Source organism: Saccharothrix ecbatanensis (assembly GCF_014205015.1).
GTDB classification, from domain to species: Bacteria; Actinomycetota; Actinomycetes; order Mycobacteriales; family Pseudonocardiaceae; genus Actinosynnema; species Actinosynnema ecbatanense.
Genome location: NZ_JACHMO010000001.1, coordinates 5,449,024 through 5,467,309, shown reverse-complemented (window position 1 = coordinate 5,467,309; position 18,286 = coordinate 5,449,024). Strand labels below are relative to the sequence as shown.

Here is an 18,286-nt window from a genome sequence, read left to right as displayed (position 1 = left end):
TGCGTGCGGCACGCTCTCCCGATGCAGTGGACCGTGCGGGCCGGACAGCCCGACGACGCGCCCGAGATCGCCAGGATCAACGTCGACGCCTGGCAGCACTCGTACCGGGGGATAGTGGACGACCCGGTGCTGGACCGGATGCTGCCCGAGAGCAGGCTCCCGGCGTGGGCGCGGGTGCTGCGGCTGCCGGACCCCAGCCGGGTGTTCGTCGCGGTCGAGCACGGCACCGGCAAGATCGGGGCGTACTGCGCGGTCGACGCGGTCCGCGAGTCCAAGGACGCCCACCCCGACCTGCACACGGGTGAGCTGGTGGCGATCTACGCCGACCCCCGCTACCACGGTCGGGGCGCGGGCCACGAGGTGCACGAGGCCGCGGTGCGCCACCTGATGGAGCAGGGTTTCCGGTACGCGGTCCTGTGGGTGTTCCAGGACAACACCAAGAGCCGGGCGTTCTACGAGTCGCACGGCTGGCGGCACGACGGGCTGGTGCACCGCTACGAACTGGGCGACCAGCACCTGCCCGAGGTCAGGTACGGCCGGTTCCTGCCCGCGCCACGCAAACGCGGCAGGCAGGCGACGAAGGTCTGAGCGGCCCGCGCGTCACCCGAGCAGCGTGTAGTTCAGCTCCTCGCACACCCGCGCCAGCGGCAGGTCCAGGCCCGGGTGCTCCAACGGCAGCAGCACGTCCGGTGAGACGGGCAGCCCGGAGCCGCCCGGCGGGTCCCACAGGCACACGGCGGGATCGCCGGAGTCCATCGACGACCGGTACCAGAGCCCGTCCAACTCGGGGTAGGCCGCCCGGATGGCCCGCGCCCACTGCTGCGTCACGGCCTTCGGCCCGGAGCTGATCTCCTGCGAGGCGCCCACTCTGGTCGGCCACAGCCCGGCCAGGTCGAGCAGCCGCAGGGTCCGCCGGGGGCGCAGCACCACCAGGAACGGGCTGCGCGTCCGCCGGTCCACCACGGACGTCGCCTGGTACACCTCCGCCACCGACGTCCGCACGGACAGCCCGAAGTACAGCACCCCCTGGTCGTGGGCGTGCGTGGGCGACCCGTCGGGGCCGGGTGGCTGGGTGTCGAACCGCGCGTGCGGCAGGGGCCCGGTGTACCGGAAGCTGTTCCACCGCTGCGGGTGCAGGCCCTTCGCGGCGAAGATGCGCACCAAGCGGGTGGCCCGGTGGACCGCCACGACGTCCTCGGTGCGGCGCAGGTTCGCCTGGAGCACAGCGGGAGCGGGCGGCAAGGGAAGCCGTGACATTCGCGTCCAAGGTTCTCGGCGACAGGATCATCGACGGCAAGGTCATCGACGGCAGGTCTCGTGGCCGACGGCGTCGTCGTCGGCAGGGTTGTCGCGGGGGGTTTTCGGCAGCCGGTGTCTCGCGGTCGGTGTCGCCGGCCGTTGGTGTTGCCGGCGGTCGGAGGTGTTGGCCGTTGGATGGAGTTGTGGCGGTCGTCGGTTGTCGCGGTCGGGTCAGGCAGGCGTGCCGAGCTGCGCGGCCGGCGCCGTCACCCGGCGCGGCTCGCCACCCGCCAGCAGCCACTCGCGCGGCGTCGTCGGCTTGCCGTCCACCAACAGGTCCTCCTGCTCGGTCGTCATGAACCCGGCCACCACCAGCGCGGGCTGGTCCGCGGGCACGGCGGCCAGCACGGCCTCCAGCCCCGGCAGCACGCCACCGCCGGCGAACTGCCAGGCGGGCAGCCGCCAGCTGCCCCGGTCCTTCCAGCCGACCAGGCGGCCGACGCCCAGCCGGTGCCGGATGCGGCTGGTGTCCACGCCCAGCTGGCGGGCGGCCTCGGCCACGGTCAGCGCCGAGTCCCGCAGCACGGCGTGCGCCACCACGGTCCGCGCGCGCCCCTGGTCGTCGCTGACGCGGTGCGGGCTCAGGTCCAGGCCCACCTCGACCAGCGCGTCGCGTTGGTCCGGTGGGAAGTAGCTCGCCGGATCGGGGTGCGGCGGCGCCAGCTTCTTCGCCGCATCGGCCACCAGCGACAGGAACTCGTCCGGGGTGACCTGGAGGCCTGCCTTGGCCAACACCGACTCCAGCGCGGGACTCATGCGCACAGGGTATCCCGTGCGTGCGCTTTTGTGCGCCCAGGTAACCCGATCGTCCGAAGTGCTCGACTGTGTGCGCACACTTCGCCACCCTACGTAAACGAGCGAGGTGGGGCATGGTGATGTCGACCTCACTCGGGGCATCGGCAGGTCGTCCCGGCCGCCGGCTACGATGCCGCCGGAAGACATATCGGGGGTGTTCGGTGGCGGTGCCGGTTCGAACGGACAAGCGGGTCGTCGGCGTGTGGGTGGCGGTGATGGCCGTCGCGCTCGCCGTGGTCCTCATCCGGTCGGGCACCGGCCTGATCGACCTGCGGGTGTACCGCGTCGGCGGCGAGGCGTGGCTGGAAGGCGTGCGCCTGTACGCCGATGGCTTCCCGAAGCCGCTGGACGGGCCCGCGCTGCCCTTCACCTACCCGCCGATCGCCGCGGCCCTGTTCTCGCTGCTCGCGGTCGTGCCGTGGTCGGCGGCGGTGCTGGTGTGGACCGGTCTCGGCCTCGTGCTGCTCACCGTCGTCTGCCTCGCGACCGCGCGCCACGTGCACGGCCTCGGTGAACGCGCCGTGCTCGTCGGCCTCGGCGTGGCCGCCGGGTCGCTGGTGCTCGAACCGGTGCGGGAGACGCTCGACTTCGGCCAGATCAACCTGCTGCTGATGGGCCTGGTCGCGCTCGACTGCCTGCTGCCGAAGACGAAGTGGCCGCGTGGTCTGCTGATCGGCCTGGCCGCCGCGATCAAGCTCACGCCCGCGTTCTTCGTGTTGTTCTTCCTGCCCCGCCGCCAGTGGAAGCCCGTGGTGACGGCGTTCGCGTCGTTCGTCGGGTTCGGGCTGGCCGGTCTCGTGGCCGCGCCGACGGACACCAAGCAGTACTGGTTCGAGGCGCTGCTCGACCCCGGCCGGGTGGGTGGCCTCGCGTACGTCGGCAACCAGTCGTTCCGCGGCCTGGTGCACCGGCTCGGGCTGACCGGGACGGCGGAGACCGTCGTGTGGGGGCTGCTCAGCCTCGGTGTGGTGGTCCTGGTCTGGGTCGCCGTCGCGCGCGCCAAGGACGACCACGTGGCGGCACTGCTCGCGGTCGCCGTGGGCGGGCTGCTCGTGTCGCCGGTGTCGTGGTCGCACCACTGGGTGTGGATCGCGCCCGGCCTGATCTACCTGGCCTACCGGTCGAAGCTGTGGACCGGGCTGCTCGCGTTGCTGTTCCTGGTCGCGCCGATGTGGTACCTGCCGCACGAGAAGGACCTGGAGTTGCAGTGGACGTGGTGGCAGCACCTCGTCGGCAACGCCTACGTGTGGGTCGGCCTCGCCGTGCTGGTGGTGCTCGTCAGGCCCCGCCGGTGATCATCGCGACCGCGCGTTCGCGGGTCGCCTCGTCCACCTCGCCGAGCCGGAAACCGCGGGCCACGATGTGCTCCACCAGGTCCGGCTCCGGCGGGAGGCCGTGCTTGCGCAGGTAGTGCGGCACGGCGCCGGCCCAGATCCAGGCGCCGTCGGTGCGGAAGTTCAGCGGCACGTCCCGGTCGGTGGGGACGAACTCGTCCACGTCCAGGTCGCGTGCGGCGAGCACGACCGGCGCGCCTTCCAGGTAGCCGAGCAGGGCGTCGCCGAGTTGGCGGTCGATGGCCTGCCGGTTGACCACCGGACGGCCTTCCTCGTCCCGGCCGTCGTAGACGTGCGCGGTGCGCAGTTCGCCTTCCTGAGCCTGCTGGACCTGCTGGACGGGTGCGGCGGGCTGTTCCGGCTCCGGCTCGACGGGCGTGGGGAGCGGCGGCAGACCCAGCCGTTGGCGCAGCCACTCCGGGATGCGCTCGTCCTGGCGGGGGAACGTGCGCAGCTCGTCCTGGAAACCGATCAGCGGCGGCGCGTTGCGCCAGCGCGGCTCGTCCTCGGCGTTGAAGTCGACCGAGAACGCCGCGGGCGCCTCGATCTCGTACACGGCGCTCAGCCACGTGCCGCGGACCGGTTCGTACATGCCGGTGCGGAGCTGGCCGAGCAGCTGCACCATGTCCATCGGCGGGCGCACGGGCCGCCACTGGCCGTCCGGGCCGGCGAACGCCAGGTCCACCTCGATGTGCCGACCGGCGGCCCGGTACTCGGCGCGGACCCGCTGCCAGCCCGGTGGGAGCGCGGGGAGCATGGCGCGGCCGATCTGCTTGACGAGCTGGTTCTGCTCCTGCTCGTTCAGCGGTGTGGCTGGCTGGCTCATGCGACGAACACCCCTTTGGCTCCCCCCGACAATGTGCCGCTGATCTTAACGGCCACAACACGTCGACGTGGTCCGGTCGGCCGAGTCACGGCGTTGCCAGGCCGCGTTCCCGGACCCGGGTGCCGTCCACCACGCGCGACGGCAGGTAGTCGGACCGCACCGCGACCGGAGTCCCGGTGTCGTGCGCGAAGGACGCCAACGCCAGCGGGCCGAGGGCGATGAAGCCGAACGGGGAGTCGGCGTCGTCGTCGGTACGGGTCCAGTACTCCTTGTGCAGCTCCAGCGCCTCCGCCAGCGCCCGGTTGAATTCGTCGCCCAGGTGGTGGAAGACGTCGAGCAGCGGCACCACGATCTTGAGCACGTAGTCGCGCCGGAGCGGGTGCAGGCCCGCCGGGTCGGTCGCGCGCAGGGCGGCGTTGAGCGCTTCGGCGACGCCCGGCTCCTGGCGGGCGAAGCGGCCGAGCATGTCGACCATCGCGAACGCGTACTCGGGCTCCGAGTCGTCCGCCGCGCGCAGCACGTCCACCGGGACCGCCGCCAGCTGCTGGATCGTCGCCTCGTCACGGGCCGCGTAGGCCAGCCACGTCGCGGTGAGCCAGGTGGTCGCGGACGCGAAGTACTCCGGTCCGGTCGCGGTGGCCTGGACCGACCGGTCGCCCAGGTCGAGCTCGACAGTCGTGCCCGGTTCGGCGGTGGCCACCGTGAAGATGGCCGAACCCACTCGCGTGGCGAACAGCAGGCTGTCCCACGTGCCGCCGTTGCTGCCCTTGGGGTCGACCGCGCACTGGTGGCCGAGGTGGCGCAAGGCGTTCGACAGCAGGCTGTTCAGCGCCGGCGTGCGGGTCGCGACCGCCGCGACGTCGCCTTCGACGAGCTGCTTCAGCTTCTCCAACTGCCCTGCGGAGAAAGCCGGGAACATCTCATGCCGGCTCACTTCGACCGGCTCGCCGTCGTCTTCTTGGTGTCCGGCCGGTGCGCGCCCGCCGTCACGGCGTGGGCGGCATGGTGTCCACCAGGAGGTTCCCGTTCTCGTCCCACTTGCGGTGGCCCAGGTGGTCGGCGTGGTCGCCGAACAGGGTCTCCTCGGCGACCACGCCGTTCGGGTGCCACCTGCGGTGCAGGCCGACGGGAAGGCCCATGCGCATAGTGCCCTCCTTGTACGGCCGGTCGTCGGGGTACCACTCGCGGTACGGGCCGTCCTCGGCGCCGGTGTCGTAGGTGTACAGGGTCGCCAGGCTGCCGTCCGGGCCCTGCTCGACCACCTCGCCGGTGAACGGCTCGCCCTGGTAGAACACCAGGCCGCCGTCGTCCTCGACGTCGTCGGCATCAACTCGCATGGTGGGTGACCTTCGGTGGGAGCGTCTGGATTTCGGGGTGGAACGGCGGCTGGGTGAGCTTCTCGGTCGCGCTGGGGACGCCGTCGATCATCCTGGTGCAGTTGGCGCAGCACGGCGCGATGTCGGGGAAGTCCCCGGTCGCGTTCGGCCCCTTGCCCGGCGGGATGAAGGCGTTGTCCACCATCATCTCGGACAGGATGCGGTCCAGCTCCTCGGGGGACACGTCGGCGGGCACGCCGCGGTCGTTCAGCATCTGGTTGACGTTCTTCACCTCGGCGTGCCGGGTCGGCGCGTCGTTGATCGGGTAGTCGTACCTGATCTCGCCGTGCTTGTTCGACATCGGCTGGCCTTCGAGCCCCGGACGCCGGTCGGGCTGGATGTAGCCGGGGGTCGAGCCGTCCGGCTGCGGGTTGCCGCGGATGGCCTCCTGCCGTTCGTGCAGCACCGGGTGCAGCTTGTCGTTCGGGATGACGTCCGTGGACGCGCCGTTGATCGACTCGTACACGTGACCGGTGCGGTGGTCGATCGACACGGACACGCAGACGACGTTCTTGGTCGGCCACTTGTCCGGGTTGCGGCGGGGGTCGTTCCGGATCTCCTCCGGGATGATCGACCGGTCCTCGACCTTCGACTGGATCAGCTTGGCCCGGTCGGTCAGCACCTCGCGCTGGTAGTCGTCGATCGGGCGACCGTCGTAGTGGGTGATGAGGTCGTTCTCGTCGAACGTGCACCGTTCCGGGTCGAGCGTTTCCAGCCGTTGGGGCTGCGACGGGTCCGGTGGCGGCTGGTCCGGGTGGTGGTCGAACTGCGGGTCGCGGGCGTACTTGTCGTCGCTGCCCTCGTTCGCCGTGTCGTCCGTGGTGTCGTTCGTGGTGTCGTCTGCGGCCCGGTCCTTGGCGTCGGTCGGGTCGAGGTCGTGCTGGTCGGTGGTGTTGGTGCCGGGGGCGAACCCGTCGTCGCTTGCTTTGGCGCTGCTGCCGTCGGGGCGGTGGGTGTTCCACTCGCCGTTGGGCGGGATCTTGGGTTGGCGGTTGCCGTCGGGGCCGATGTGGGCGTCGCTGGTGTAGACGCGGCCGTTGCTGTCGGTCCAGGCGGGTTTGGTGGGCGCGAGGACGTCGGCGCCGGTGTGGGTGGAGAGGCGGTTGGCGAAGTTGTTCGTGCCGGCGTCGCAGCCGATGAGGCGGATGGGCGTTTTGCCGTCCCAGCCGTTGCGGCGCAGGAGATCGCCGTACTGCTCGGGGGTGTAGGTGTTGTTGCCGATGCGGGCGCGGCCGTCGGGGGTGATGTGGACGTCGGCGGTGAAGTAGCGCGGGTCGGCCGGGACGCGGTGGGGTAGGTCGCCCATGGCGGGGTCGCCGCGGTGGTGCGAGATACCGGCGGGGGTCGTCTCGCCGTGCCGGGCGTGCGCGTCGTCGATGTCCGGTCGATCTGCGTCGGGGCGATCGGTGTCCGGGGTGTCGGTGTCCGGGTCCCGGTGGGTGCCGTCGGGGTTGGTGCCGTCGGGACGGTCGGTGTTCGGCTGATCGGTGTCGGTGCGGCCGTCGGTGCGGTCGTTCGGACGGTCGACCGGGCGGTCGTTGGGGCTGCGGTTGGGGTCCCGGTGCGGGGATTCGGGGTCGCGGCGGTGCTGCGGGCCGGCGTCGGGATCACGACGAGGGCTGGGCGGACCGTCCGGATCGCGTCGGGGACTGGGCATGCCGTCCGGGTCGCGGCGTGGCGGTGTCCACGAGTCGGGGTCGCGGCGCGGGTGGGGGGCGCTGTCCGGGTCTCGTCGGTGTTGTGGGCCGGTGTCGGGGTCGCGCCGTGGGGCGGGTGGGCCGTCCGGGGCGCGGTGGGTGCCGGCGTCCGCGTCGCGGCGGGGCTGCGGTGGGCCGTCCGGGCTGCGGTGTGGTGGTTGGGGAGCGTCGGGGTGGGGCCTGGGCTGGTTGTGCGGGCCGGGGCCGTTGGGGTTCGGGCGGTCGGGGGAGGTGGGGTGGCCGCCGGGTCCGTCGCCGCCTCGGGGACGGGCGTTGTCCGGGTGGGTGCTCGGCGACGGGCCGCCCTGAGGCCCGCCACGGTGGTGCGGCGGTCCCGCGTTCGACGGCCCGCTGTGCGACGGACCAGTGCCACCGGGTCCGCTGTGCGCAGGACCGCTGTTGCCGGGTCCGGTGTGTGACGGACCAGTGCCGCCGGGTCCGCTGTGCGAAGGGCCAGCGCCGCCGGGACCTGTGTGCGTGGGGCCGCTGTTGCCTGGGCCGCTGTGCGACGGACCCGTGGGTCCGGTGCTTGACGGGCCGAATGAGGACGGCCTGGGGCTTTCCGGGCTACGGGTGTTCGGTGCGCCCGTGCCGAGGTCGCCCCGGTTGCTGGGCGTGCCGGCTGTGCTGGGCGCGGAAGGTGTGTTGGGCGCGGAAGGTGTGTTGGGCGTTGCAGGTGTGCCGGGCGTGCCGGTCCAGCCGCCGCCCGCTCCTGGCCTGGCACCGGACCCCGGTGCGCCGCCACCCGGAGCGCCACCGCCGGGCGCGCCACCACCTGCCGGTGCGCCGCCGCCGGCAGCCGCTGCGGGCTGGTTGGTCTGCGGAGCGGAACCAGGGTCGCGGGATGGAGCGGGCGCGTTGGGCTGGTCCGCGCGCGGTGGGGCTTCTGGGGTGGCGGCGGTCGAGGTTGCGGTCTGGTCCAGCCTTGACGGGGTCGGTGCGGTCGGTGAGCCGCTGCCGTTGCCGGGGGTGCCTCCACCGGCGGGGCTGCCACCGCCACCGCCACCGGCTGGGCTGCCACCATTGGGGCTGCCGCCGCTGGGGCTGCCGCCGCTCGGAGCACCGCTGCCGTTGCCGGGGCCACCCGAGCCGGGGCCGCCGTTGCCGGGGCCACCCGAGCCGGGGCCGCCACTGCCGGGGCTGCCGTACGGGCCGCTGCCACCGGGACCGCCGCCGGAGTTCCCGCCGGGGCCGGTGGTGCCTGACGGGACGTGCCCGCCGGGGGCCGGGCCGCCGATGGTGGGGCTCGCACTGTGAGGAACGTTCCCACCAGGGGCCGGGCTCCCGGGACCACCGCCACCAGGCCCGGTCGTCCGAGGGCCGGGTGCGCTGCCGCGCGGTGACGTGTCAGCGTCGGGACTGCCCGGATCACGGGTGGGGCGGGTCGTCGGCGGAGGCACGTCGGACGGATCGCTCCGGCCCGGCCTCGACGTCGACGAATCCGCGGGCGTACCCGACGTGGACGTGGTGTCGCCCGGACGTGTGGTCGACGGCGGGGAGTCCGGAGAGGACGAAGAAGAGGAAGGACTGGTGCTCCCCGGCGACCCGGACGGCGTGTCGACGTCGACGTTCCCGGTCTGGAGGAACCCGCCCTTCTTGATGTTCTTCGGGTCCAGCACGTCCAGCCCGGTGGCCTTGCCCGCGAGCTTCCCGACCACCTTCATGATCTTCTCGAAGACCTCGACCAGACGCTTCAGCATCGGCGAGACCTTCTTGATCGTGTTCAGCAGGTCCTGGATGATCTTCGCGATCTTCGCGGCCCACTTCGAGATCGCCGTCACCGCCTGCGCGACGATCACCGGCGTGCCGAACCCGAGCGTGAACACCGCCTCCAGCACCCACGCGATGAGCTTGCCCACCAGGTCCGCGATCAGGTCACGGACCATCTCGCGCACGAACCCGACGACCATCCCCATCAGACCCACGACCGTGCCGACGGTCCCCGCCGCCGACGCCGCACCGGCCAACGCGTCCCCGTGCATCGCCGAATTGGTCCGGTACGAGTCCGCCGCCGCACCCGTCCATCCCTCGGTGCCCGACCGCACGGTGTTGTTGTAGTCCTCCGCGACCTTCCCCAACTCGGTGGCCACGTTGCTCCACGTCGTCGAGTACGACTCGATCACCGGCGGATCGCCCGCCAACCAGTCGAGCATGTCCTTCAACGGCTGCACGTGCTCCATCAGGAACGACGCCGCCGACGACAACAACGTCCCGAACGGGTCGATCGCCATCGCCGCCGCGTCCGCCGCGAGCCCGACCATCCCCAGGCCGGCCTCGACCCAGTTCCCGTCCTTGATCCCGTTGTAGGTGTCCATCGCCGACTCCGCGATGGAAAATCCCGTCGCCCAGCCGTTGTCACCGGTGCCGGCGTTGACGAAACCACCCGGCTCAGCCGGCGGCGCCGCCACCAGCGGGTTCTCGCCCGCCATCACTCACCGGCCTTGAAGCTGTCCCGGATCGCGTCTTCCATCTCGCGGTACTGGTCCACTGTGTCCTTCACCGACTTGCCGGCGGCGTCCATGGCCTCCACGGCGCCCTGGAGCGCGTCCAGCCCCCACTGCTCGACCGGGTCGAGCATCATCCGGAACGGTTGGCAGATGATGCCGTACGCGTCGGTCGGCATGCTGACGGTCTTCGCCGCGTCCACCGCGCCCTGCAACCGCGCGCCCAGGTCGTCCAACTGCTTGCCGTGCGCGGCGAGCGTGTCCGAGACGATCTCGAAACCGGCCATGTGATCCCCCTGGAAAGGCTGGCTGGGTAAGGAAGTTGGCTGGGAAAGGGGCTGGGCAAGGGCCGGGACAGGCCTAGGAGAGGAAGGACTGCCCGTCGAAGTCGTCGTCGTCCGGCCTGCGCGTGGGCCGGCGCGGCGGGGGCTGGGGAGCGGGCGGCGGCGGGCTGAACGGCTGCGGGGTGTACGGCTGCGCGGGCGGGGCCGGGCGCGGGGCGGGAGGCGGCGTGTCGTCGTCCTCGATGCCGAACCGGATCTCACGGCCGACCGCCGGCGGTGGCGGAACGTCCTCGTGCGGCGGTGCGGGGAAGTTGCGCTTGGCCTCGTCGAACAGGACGTTGGCCGTCTCGTCCTGGGTGCCGATGGTCTCCGCCATGGCCTGCTGGAGCAGTTCCGGGATGCGAGACTGCGCCCGCTGCAACGTCCGCATCACCTCGGCCGACACCTCGGCCATCCGCTTGTCCTTGGCGGACTCGGCGATCTCCAGGTGGGTCAGGATGCCGTTCGACCCGATGGTGAGCCGCACCGAGCCGTCGCGCGAAGCCTCGGAGATGGTCATCCCCTGCACGCGGGTGGCCATCTCCTGGTAGCGCTCGGCCTTCTCCTGGATGCTCTGCTGCCACTGGCCGAGCATCCGCTCGGACGCACCGATGTCCTCGGGCACGGCGGCTTTCCCCTCGATGACGGCGTTGACGCCGGTATGTCCGGTCCTATGAGGCCGGCTTGCCCGGTCCTATGAGGATGATGACGCGATAGTGAACGGCCCGGTTCCGCCCGGCCACCGAATTTCTCCGGCCGGAGCGGCAAGGGGGACCGGGCGGCCGCCGCCCACTCGGCGGCGGCCGCCCACGATCCTTGGTCGCCTGTCTATTTCACGCCGAGCAGGTCCACCACGAAGATCAGCGTCTCACCGGGCTTGATCGCGCCGCCCGCGCCGCGGTCGCCGTAGCCGAGGTGGGCCGGGATGACGAGCTTGCGCCTGCCGCCGACCTTCATGCCCGCGACGCCGCGGTCCCAGCCGGCGATGACACGCCCGGCGCCCAGCGGGAAGCTGAACGCCTCGCCGCGGTCCCAGGAGGCGTCGAACTGCTCGCCGGTCGAGTGCGAAACGCCGACGTAGTGCACGTTCACGAGCTGACCGGGCGCCGCCTCGGGGCCCTCGCCGACGGTGATGTCCTCGATCACCAGGTCGGCGGGCGGGGCGCCCTCGTACGGCTCGACCACGGGCTTGCTCGGGGCCATGTTGACTCTCCTGTGTCGCTCCGCCCCGGACGGGGGCGTTGGGCAAGGTCCTGGCCTACTCAATCACGTCACTGTTCGTGTAGGCCGATCGGCCTACACCCCCCACGTCGGACTCGGCGCGCAACCCTTTCGCCACTTCGTCCCGTCCTGTGGACATGACGAGACGGCCCTGGGGTTCGCGGGCGGCGCTGTTCGGTGGCGTCGCACTGGTGGTGGGGGTGAGCGCGGCGTCGGCCGTGCCCGCCGTGGTGGAGGACTGGCGGACCGTGCCGCCGATCGAAGCGGTGCCGGTCGACTTGGTCGCGTTCGACACCTGCGACACCGCTCTGACAGGACTGCGCGACGCGATCCGCCCTCACGTGGGCGTTCACGGGCTGGGCTCCCCTTTCATGAGCACCCACGGTCAGGTCGTGGAGGATTCGAGGGCAGGCGCGGAGTCGAGTGCGGGCACACCGAAGGTCGCGGCCGAGGCGCCCGAGCACTCCAAGACGAACACGCACGAGGCCGGTGTGGACGAGCCGGACCTGGTGAAGACCGACGGCAAGCGGGTCGTGACGGTCGCCGACGGCAAGCTGCGCGTGCTGGACGTCGCCACCCGCCGGATCACCGGCACCCTCGACGTGCCCGGCGGCCACGCCTCCCAACTGCTGCTGCACGAGGACCGCGCGCTGGTCGTCGGCGGCGGGGACGGCATGACGGGGCACCGGATCGCGGTCGACAGCCCGCACGAGACGTACTCCGAGGGCGCGTCGGTGACGTTGGTCGACCTCGCCGCCGAGCCGCGCATCCTGAACACGCTCACCGTGGACGGCCGGTACGTGGACGCCCGCCAGGTCGACGGCGTGGTGCGCGTGGTCGTCCACTCCGGACCGCGACTGCCGTGGGTGTACCCGACGGACGGCCGCACCGAGGCGGAATCCCTGATCGAGAACCGGGCGCTGGTCGCCACCGCGCCGATCGGGGCGTGGCTCCCGCGCTACGAGCTGACCGCCGCCGACGGCTCCCGCTCGGACGGCTCGCTGGTGGCGTGCGACCGGATCAGCCACCCCGAGCAGCACTCGGGCACGTCCATGCTGTCCGTGCTGACGTTCGACTTCCCCGGCGACCTGGGCAACGGCGACGCCGTGACGATCATGGCCGACGGCGACACCGTCTACGGCACCGGAACGTCGCTCTACGTGGCAGACGACCACCACCTGCGGCCGAGGACGCGCACCGCGCCGAACTCCTCGCGGGACACCGCGATCCACCAGTTCGACATCTCGCAGCCCGGACCGCCGAAGCACGTGGCGTCCGGCCGGGTCGGCGGCACGCTGCTGAACCAGTACTCGCTGTCCGAGCACCAGGGCCATCTGCGGGTGGCGACGACGTCCAGTGACGGGCCCGGCGCGCCCGGCATCCCGAAGAAGCGGCCCACGACGCAGAGTTCGGTCACCGTGCTGAAGGCGGACGGCGGGAAGCTCCAGGAAGTCGGCAGGCTCGACGGCCTCGGCCTGGACGAGCGCATCTACAGCGTCCGGTTCGTCGGCCCGGTCGGGTACGTGGTGACGTTCCGGCAGGTCGACCCGCTCTACACGCTGGACCTGTCCGACCCGGCCAAGCCGCGCAAGGTCGGCGAGCTGAAGATCACCGGCTACTCGGCGTACCTGCACCCGGCGGGCGACGGGAAGCTGATCGGCGTCGGCCAGGAGGCCACTGCGCAGGGCCGCACGACGGGCACGCAGGTGTCGCTGTTCGACGTGTCGGACCCGGCCGTGCCGACCAAGGTCGCGGGCCACCACCTGCCGGGCGCGAACTCGGAGGTCGAGTTCGACCCGCACGCCTTCCTGTACTGGCCCGCGCGCGACCTGATCCTGCTGCCGGTGCTGAACATGCCCGTCGGGCGGAAGCCGGTCGAGCCGATGCCGAGCGGACTGCTGGTGCTCAAGCTCGGTGACGGCGCGTTCACCGCGATGGGCACGATCCGGCACGAGGCGTCGAGCTACGAGCCGGGCATCCGCCGGGCGCTGGTGATCGGCGACGACCTGTGGACGGTGTCCGCCGCCGGGATCCAGGTCACCCGGATCGACGGCCTGTCCACTCAGGCGTGGGTGCCGTTCACCTGATCTGGTTGTGGAGCAGGCGGTGCGCGAGGACCGTGCCGCCTGCCATCGCCGCCGGCAGCACCACCAGCGCCGCCAACGGGATGAGGCACAGCAGGTAGGTGGGCACGGCGAAGCCGAGCGTGACGGCCCGCCGCTTGCGCAGCACCTGCCGCCGCACGCCGAGCTTGAGGCCGCGCCGGGTGAACGGGATGCCGGTCAGCTCGATGCCGAGGATCGTCGCGTTGACGCACACCGCGATCACCGGCACCACGGTCTGCCCGATGACCGGGATGAACCCGGCGGCGAACAGCGGGATGGCGCACAGGATCGCCAGGCCGATGAGCATCACCGCGTCCCGGATGCCCACGGCGGCGGACTTCGCCCAGCCCGCCTGGTCGGCTTCGGGCACGCCGCCGAGGTGGGTGTCCTCCACGGTCTCGGCGATGTGCTCGTAGAACGGGCCGCCGATGATCAGCGTGATCGCGGTGAACAGCAGCAGCCCGATCGCGATGAACGCGCCGATGATGGCGAACCCGGCGGCGAACCGGGTGGCCGCGCGCACCCCTTCGTTCCAGTCGTCGGCGAACGGCGTGGCCCAGGCGGCGATGTCGTCGATGTAGGCCGCCAGCGCCACCGCGCCGCCGATCAGCAGCACTGTCGTCAGCAACGCCGGGATCGCGCCGATCAGCAGCAGTTTCGGTGAGCGGAACACCAGCCCGAAACCCTGTCCGAGCAGTCCTACACCGGTCGAGAAGTCCCGCATCACCCTGATCACCGGCGGAGCATATCGGCGTGGCCGGCCACATGAACCCGTAACGGTCGCGCGACCTCGGTAGCGGGGGGCGAGCGGTCCCCGTTGACGGCGGTCGCGTGGTCCGGGGAGCGGCGGTCGAGCGGTCCCCGTCAACGGCGGTCGCGTGGTCTTGGGAGCGGCGGTCGCGCGGTTCTGGGAGCGGCGGTCGCGTGGTCCCCGTAACGGCGGTCGCGCGGTTCTGGGAGCGGTGCCAGGATGCGGGGTCTGTGCGGAAGGATGTGGTCATGGCACTCGATCGCACCGACCCGACGACGGGCCGGCCCGCGGTGGTCGTCCCGGAGGCGCCGCTGCCGCCGTTGCCCCGATCGCTGTGGAAGAGCCGCGAAGTGCGGGAGGCGGTCCGCAACCAGTCGCCGGGCGCGGTCGTGGCGGTGGCACGGCGGGCGCACGGGCTGCGCCAAGGCGAACTGGGCTCGCTCGCCGGGTTCTCCCAGTCGGCCATCTCGCGGCTGGAGTCCGGCAGCAACATCTCCTACGACCTGCGCGTGCTGCGGCCGTTGCAGCGTCTGCTGGGCATCCCGGCGCACCTGCTCGGCCTGTCCGACAACACGCTTCCGATGGACGCGGCCGACGTCACGCGCCTCGCGCCCGGCTTCGCCGACCTGCTGAACGGCGTGGTCGGTGTCGACGTCGACACCCTCGTGGCGCTCACCAGCGCGGCCGTGTACGGGGGGTCCAGCGGGTCCGGCGGCGCTATCGCGGACGACGCGCTGAGTTGGTTGCGGTCGCTGCGGCGGATCATCAACGACGCGCACAACTGGCGCAGCTCCCGCGCCCTGCTGCCCATCGCGCGCGGGATGTACGACTTCATCGAGGTGCTGAGGCGCTCGGCGCGCGGTGAACAGCGTCGGGAACTGCTCGTGATCGCCGCCACCTACGCCGAATTCCTCGGCTGGATGCACGACGAGATCGGCGACCCGCGCGGCGCGATCCAGTGGACGACCCGCGCGCTGGAACAGGGCCAGGCCGCCGACGACCGGGACGTCGTCGCCTACTCCTACGTGCGGATGTCCCAGCTGGCGGAGGCCGACGGCGACGTCGACCGCGTGGTCGGCCTGGTTCGCGCGGCCTGCCGCGAGCAGGCCTTGGGCCCGATGGTGCGCGCCCTCGCGTTCCGGCAGGAGGCGCGCGCCCTGTCCGTGGCGGGCGACGAGGCGTCCTGCATGGACCGGCTGGACGCGGCGCGCACGGAGTTCGAGCGGGTGTCGCCGCGGACCGACGACGAGTACTGGATCGGCTACTGCGCCACCGCCGAGCACTTCGACATGGAACGCGCGGCGAGCTGGTTGCAGCTGGGCAAGCCGACCCGTGCGATCGAGGTCTACCGGGACGTCCAGGACCGCGTGTGGCGGCAGCTGTGCACGTGGGAGCAGGGCGTGCACATCGCCAAGCTCGCCCACGCGCACGCCATGGCCGGTGAACAGGAGCACGCCATGTCGCTGGCGTACGAGGCGCTCGACAACGCCCGCGTCACCAAGTCCTCGTTGGTGCTGCGTGAGCTGGGCAAGCTCGGCAAGTGGGAAGGGGCGCCGGACGTCGCCGAGCTGGTCCGCGAGATCCGCTGAACCGATCCCTATGCGACTTCCGGGTACGGCCCGGCCGATCGGCCGTCGACGCTGGGTTACCCGGCGGTCACGAAGCACGATGGAAGAGTGATCGAACCGGAAGCCACGGAGCCGACGTCCCAGGACGCTGCCGGTGACCGGCACACCGACGTCAGGCAGCAGATCGAGGTTAGGCAGATCGAGGTCAGGCAGCAGATCGAGGTCAGGCAGCACTGCGGGCCGTACTGGCTGGACTTCTACGCGACCTCGGACGCCGTGGTGTGCGTCGTGACCGACGACGAACTGGTGTCCTCGTGAACTTCTCGCAGCGCTCCCACGACCCGGTGCTGCTCGTGCGCAAGCGGGGTGGGTTCGAGGGCGAGTGGGAGCGGTCCTGCCACCTGGTGCCGCTGCCGGACGGCACGCAGTCGGCGCTGCTGACGTTGTGCGGTGAACGGATCGACGTCGGTTCGGCGGAGCTGTTGCCCGAGCCGGAGGGCATGCCGTGCGTGGCGTGCCTGCTCGTCGCGCCGCCGCCGCGGACTTGAGTCGGCGGACCTGAGTTGTCAGCCGCCGCGGACCTGAGTCGTCAGCCGCCGCGGACTTGAGTCGTCAACTGAGGTGGCGGGCCAGGTCCCGGAGATCCTTGCGGATGTTGGCCCGCACGAACCGCGCCATGAGCGGACCGACCAGCCGGTAGTGCCGGCTCGCGTCACCGCGGATGCGGATGGAGGCCGACGTGCCGCCGCCCGGGGCCGGGTCGAACCGGTACGTCACGTGCATCGGGAACGGTCCGGCGACCGACTTCATCTCCAGCAGCGTCGGCGGGTCGTGCGCCAGGACCCGCAGCACGTAGTCGATCTTCTTGCCGAGGAAGTGCGCGGTGCGCGTCACCTCCGCGCCGACACCGAACCCGCCGCCGGGCGCGGGCGTGCTCAACTCGGCCCGCTTGATGCCCTGCGTCCACTCGTGGTCGTGGCGCCAGTCCATGGCGTACCGCGCCACGACCTCCGGTGGTCGGGGGATCACTCGACTCGCGGACACGTCCACCGGTCGATTGTCCACCCGGGAGCGGGGGCGTACCCGGCGGAGCGGGTCGGCGGCGGCGGAGCGGGTTAGCCGGGCGGAGCGGGGTCGCGCCCGGCGGTGCGGGGCAACCGGGCGGAGCCCGGTGGAGCGGGGCAACGCCGGTGGAGAGGGTCAGCGGCGGCGGCGGCGGAAGCTGAGCGCCTTCGTCCCGGCGCCGACACCCGCGAGGTGCAGCGCCACGCACAGCAGTCCGGCCATCAGGAGCGTCCCGCCGTCGAGCACGGTGCCGAACGACGCGTTCGCCAGGTCGAGCAGGAGGGCGAGGCCGAAGATGACCGCGGCGATGATGGCTAGCACTGGTGCCTCCAGGTGGGGGTGGTTACTCACCAGTTACCCCGCCGCGACGTCCCCCAAGCAGGCATTCGGCCCAACTTGAAGCACCAGGTAGGTCAACGGCTCGGGGTGCGCTCGCCGTTGCCCGCCACGAACGCCGGCGCGCAGATCTCGCCGACCGCGTCGTGGTCCGATTCCCGGTAAGGCCGGATCAACACGGTGCTATCCCACTGTCAGCCGCGGCACGCCGGTGCCCGACGCGGCCCAGGCCAGCAGGCCCGCCACGTCCACCCCGTGCGGCGGGTCTTGTAGATACGGCGAGATGTTGCGCGCCCCCCGGCCCAGCAGTGCCGAAGCGCCGGACGCGTTGCCTCGCAGGGAGTGGGTCATGCCCACGGCCAGTTGCGCCAACCCGCGCCACAGCTCCTGTTCGGACTCGGGCGCCGTTTTCCACGCGTCCTCCAGCACTTCGTGCGCGTGGAACGGGCGGCCGAGGTCGAGCAGGCGCTGCGCCTCGGCCAACGCCTCCGCGGGCGTGCGCGGCACACCCTCGGGCTGCCGCTCGACGCCCGGGGTCCCGTAGGGCAGCGGACGGCCGAGCCCGTCACGCGGTCTCGCGTTGCGGGCCCGGCCCTGCTCATCGCGGTCGCGCGGGCTGGTCGACACGTCTTGATCGTGTCACGAACGACGTCCGTGCGAAACGGCCAGCCCTTGATCGAACGGCCAGCCCCTGATCGAACGGTCAGCCGTTGATGGAAACGGTCAGGCCTTGATCGGACCGGAGAAGCGGATGTGGTTGCCCGACGGGTCGCGGAAGGCGCAGTCCCGCACCCCGTACATCTGGTCCATCGGCTCCTGCATGACCTCGCCGCCCGCCGCGCGGACCCGTTCGAATGTGGCGTCGCAGTCGTCCACCTGGAAGATGACCGACCCCAGCGAGCCCTTTGCCATCAGCTCCTTCATCGCGACCGCGTCGTCCGCCGGCCGGCCCATCTCCGGGTGCTCCAGCACGAGCTGGACGCCGGGCTGGTCCGGTGACCCCATGGCCAGCCAGCGGTACTCCTCGACCGGGGCGTCGATCTGCACTTCGAGGCCGATCACGTCGCGGTAGAAGACCAGCGCCTCCTGCTGGTCGCGAACCTGGAGGAACGTGTGGGAAATCCTGATGCTCATGCCCGTGAACCT

20 protein-coding genes are annotated in these 18,286 nt (G+C 71.7%); 6 read left to right on the top strand and 14 right to left on the bottom strand.

Annotation, left to right across the window (positions count from 1 at the left end):
• Positions 1–3 precede the first annotated feature (3 nt).
• A complete protein-coding gene (locus F4560_RS22970) occupies positions 4–588 on the top strand; it encodes a GNAT family N-acetyltransferase (RefSeq protein WP_312869432.1) in 585 nt (194 codons plus the stop codon).
• Positions 589–600: 12 nt separating this feature from the next.
• Here F4560_RS22970 and F4560_RS22965 read toward each other — a convergent pair whose 3' ends face one another.
• Together F4560_RS22965 and F4560_RS22960 are read right to left on the bottom strand one after the other, a co-directional pair.
• On the bottom strand, positions 601–1,257 hold the full coding sequence (locus F4560_RS22965; protein ID WP_184923057.1) for an RES family NAD+ phosphorylase: 657 nt from the start codon (positions 1,255–1,257) through the stop codon (positions 601–603).
• 213 nt (positions 1,258–1,470) lie between these two features.
• A complete protein-coding gene (locus F4560_RS22960) occupies positions 1,471–2,055 on the bottom strand; it encodes a DNA-binding protein (RefSeq protein ID WP_184923055.1) in 585 nt (194 codons plus the stop codon).
• Between the two features lie 206 nt (positions 2,056–2,261).
• Between F4560_RS22960 and F4560_RS22955 the strand changes: the two genes are divergently transcribed.
• A complete protein-coding gene (locus F4560_RS22955) occupies positions 2,262–3,389 on the top strand; it encodes a glycosyltransferase 87 family protein (RefSeq protein ID WP_184923053.1) in 1,128 nt (375 codons plus the stop codon).
• On the opposite strand, the gene F4560_RS22950 is transcribed toward F4560_RS22955, so the two are convergent.
• The 7 genes from F4560_RS22950 to F4560_RS22920 all read right to left on the bottom strand — a co-directional run bounded on the left by F4560_RS22950 (position 3,373) and on the right by F4560_RS22920 (position 11,297).
• A complete protein-coding gene (locus tag F4560_RS22950; protein WP_184923051.1) occupies positions 3,373–4,254 on the bottom strand; it encodes a hypothetical protein in 882 nt (293 codons plus the stop codon). The genes F4560_RS22955 and F4560_RS22950 overlap by 17 nt on opposite strands.
• Positions 4,255–4,339: 85 nt before the next feature.
• On the bottom strand, positions 4,340–5,188 hold the full coding sequence (locus tag F4560_RS22945; RefSeq protein WP_184923049.1) for an immunity 49 family protein: 849 nt from the start codon (positions 5,186–5,188) through the stop codon (positions 4,340–4,342).
• A 52-nt stretch (positions 5,189–5,240) separates the two neighbouring features.
• Entirely contained in the window at positions 5,241–5,591 is a 351-nt protein-coding gene (locus F4560_RS22940; protein WP_184923047.1) for a toxin-antitoxin system YwqK family antitoxin, read from the bottom strand.
• A complete protein-coding gene (locus F4560_RS45720; RefSeq protein ID WP_184923045.1) occupies positions 5,581–9,756 on the bottom strand; it encodes a DUF8616 domain-containing protein in 4,176 nt (1,391 codons plus the stop codon). Before F4560_RS45720 ends, F4560_RS22940 begins: the two co-directional genes overlap by 11 nt.
• Positions 9,756–10,058 (bottom strand): type VII secretion target, encoded by a 303-nt coding sequence (locus F4560_RS22930; RefSeq protein WP_184923043.1) that lies wholly within the window; start codon positions 10,056–10,058, stop codon positions 9,756–9,758. The genes F4560_RS45720 and F4560_RS22930 overlap by 1 nt, the downstream gene beginning before the upstream one ends.
• 73 nt (positions 10,059–10,131) lie before the next feature.
• The gene (locus F4560_RS22925; RefSeq protein ID WP_184923041.1) at positions 10,132–10,719 is read right to left on the bottom strand and encodes a YbaB/EbfC family nucleoid-associated protein; all 588 of its coding nucleotides are present in this window, start codon (positions 10,717–10,719) and stop codon (positions 10,132–10,134) included.
• 203 nt (positions 10,720–10,922) lie between these two features.
• The gene (locus F4560_RS22920) at positions 10,923–11,297 is read right to left on the bottom strand and encodes an FKBP-type peptidyl-prolyl cis-trans isomerase (RefSeq protein WP_184923039.1); all 375 of its coding nucleotides are present in this window, start codon (positions 11,295–11,297) and stop codon (positions 10,923–10,925) included.
• Positions 11,298–11,452: 155 nt separating this feature from the next.
• On the opposite strand from F4560_RS22920, the gene F4560_RS22915 reads away from it, so the two are divergent.
• A complete protein-coding gene (locus F4560_RS22915; protein WP_184923037.1) occupies positions 11,453–13,402 on the top strand; it encodes a beta-propeller domain-containing protein in 1,950 nt (649 codons plus the stop codon).
• Here F4560_RS22915 and F4560_RS22910 read toward each other — a convergent pair.
• Positions 13,395–14,156, bottom strand: a complete 762-nt coding sequence (locus tag F4560_RS22910; protein WP_312869431.1) for an EI24 domain-containing protein — start codon at positions 14,154–14,156, stop codon at positions 13,395–13,397. The genes F4560_RS22915 and F4560_RS22910 overlap by 8 nt on opposite strands.
• A gap of 263 nt (positions 14,157–14,419) precedes the next feature.
• Here F4560_RS22910 and F4560_RS22905 point away from each other — a divergent pair, with 263 nt between their 5' ends.
• From F4560_RS22905 to F4560_RS22895, 3 genes are all read left to right on the top strand, one after another.
• Positions 14,420–15,760 (top strand): helix-turn-helix domain-containing protein, encoded by a 1,341-nt coding sequence (locus F4560_RS22905; RefSeq protein ID WP_184923035.1) that lies wholly within the window; start codon positions 14,420–14,422, stop codon positions 15,758–15,760.
• Between the two features lie 87 nt (positions 15,761–15,847).
• Positions 15,848–16,057 (top strand): hypothetical protein, encoded by a 210-nt coding sequence (locus F4560_RS22900; protein WP_184923033.1) that lies wholly within the window; start codon positions 15,848–15,850, stop codon positions 16,055–16,057.
• A complete protein-coding gene (locus tag F4560_RS22895) occupies positions 16,054–16,287 on the top strand; it encodes a hypothetical protein (protein WP_312869430.1) in 234 nt (77 codons plus the stop codon). Before F4560_RS22900 ends, F4560_RS22895 begins: the two co-directional genes overlap by 4 nt.
• Before the next feature lie 64 nt (positions 16,288–16,351).
• Here the strand turns inward: F4560_RS22895 and F4560_RS22890 are convergent, their stop codons facing one another.
• The 4 genes from F4560_RS22890 to F4560_RS22875 form a co-directional block, all read right to left on the bottom strand.
• Positions 16,352–16,789, bottom strand: coding sequence for an SRPBCC family protein (locus F4560_RS22890; protein WP_184923031.1), 438 nt, complete (start codon positions 16,787–16,789; stop codon positions 16,352–16,354).
• Positions 16,790–16,939: 150 nt separating this feature from the next.
• Entirely contained in the window at positions 16,940–17,125 is a 186-nt protein-coding gene (locus F4560_RS22885; RefSeq protein WP_184923029.1) for a hypothetical protein, read from the bottom strand.
• A gap of 198 nt (positions 17,126–17,323) precedes the next feature.
• Positions 17,324–17,767: a DUF309 domain-containing protein gene (locus tag F4560_RS22880; RefSeq protein WP_184923027.1), complete on the bottom strand. Its 444-nt coding sequence runs from the start codon at positions 17,765–17,767 to the stop codon at positions 17,324–17,326.
• Between the two features lie 96 nt (positions 17,768–17,863).
• Positions 17,864–18,274, bottom strand: coding sequence for a VOC family protein (locus F4560_RS22875; protein ID WP_184923025.1), 411 nt, complete (start codon positions 18,272–18,274; stop codon positions 17,864–17,866).
• Positions 18,275–18,286 lie beyond the last annotated feature (12 nt).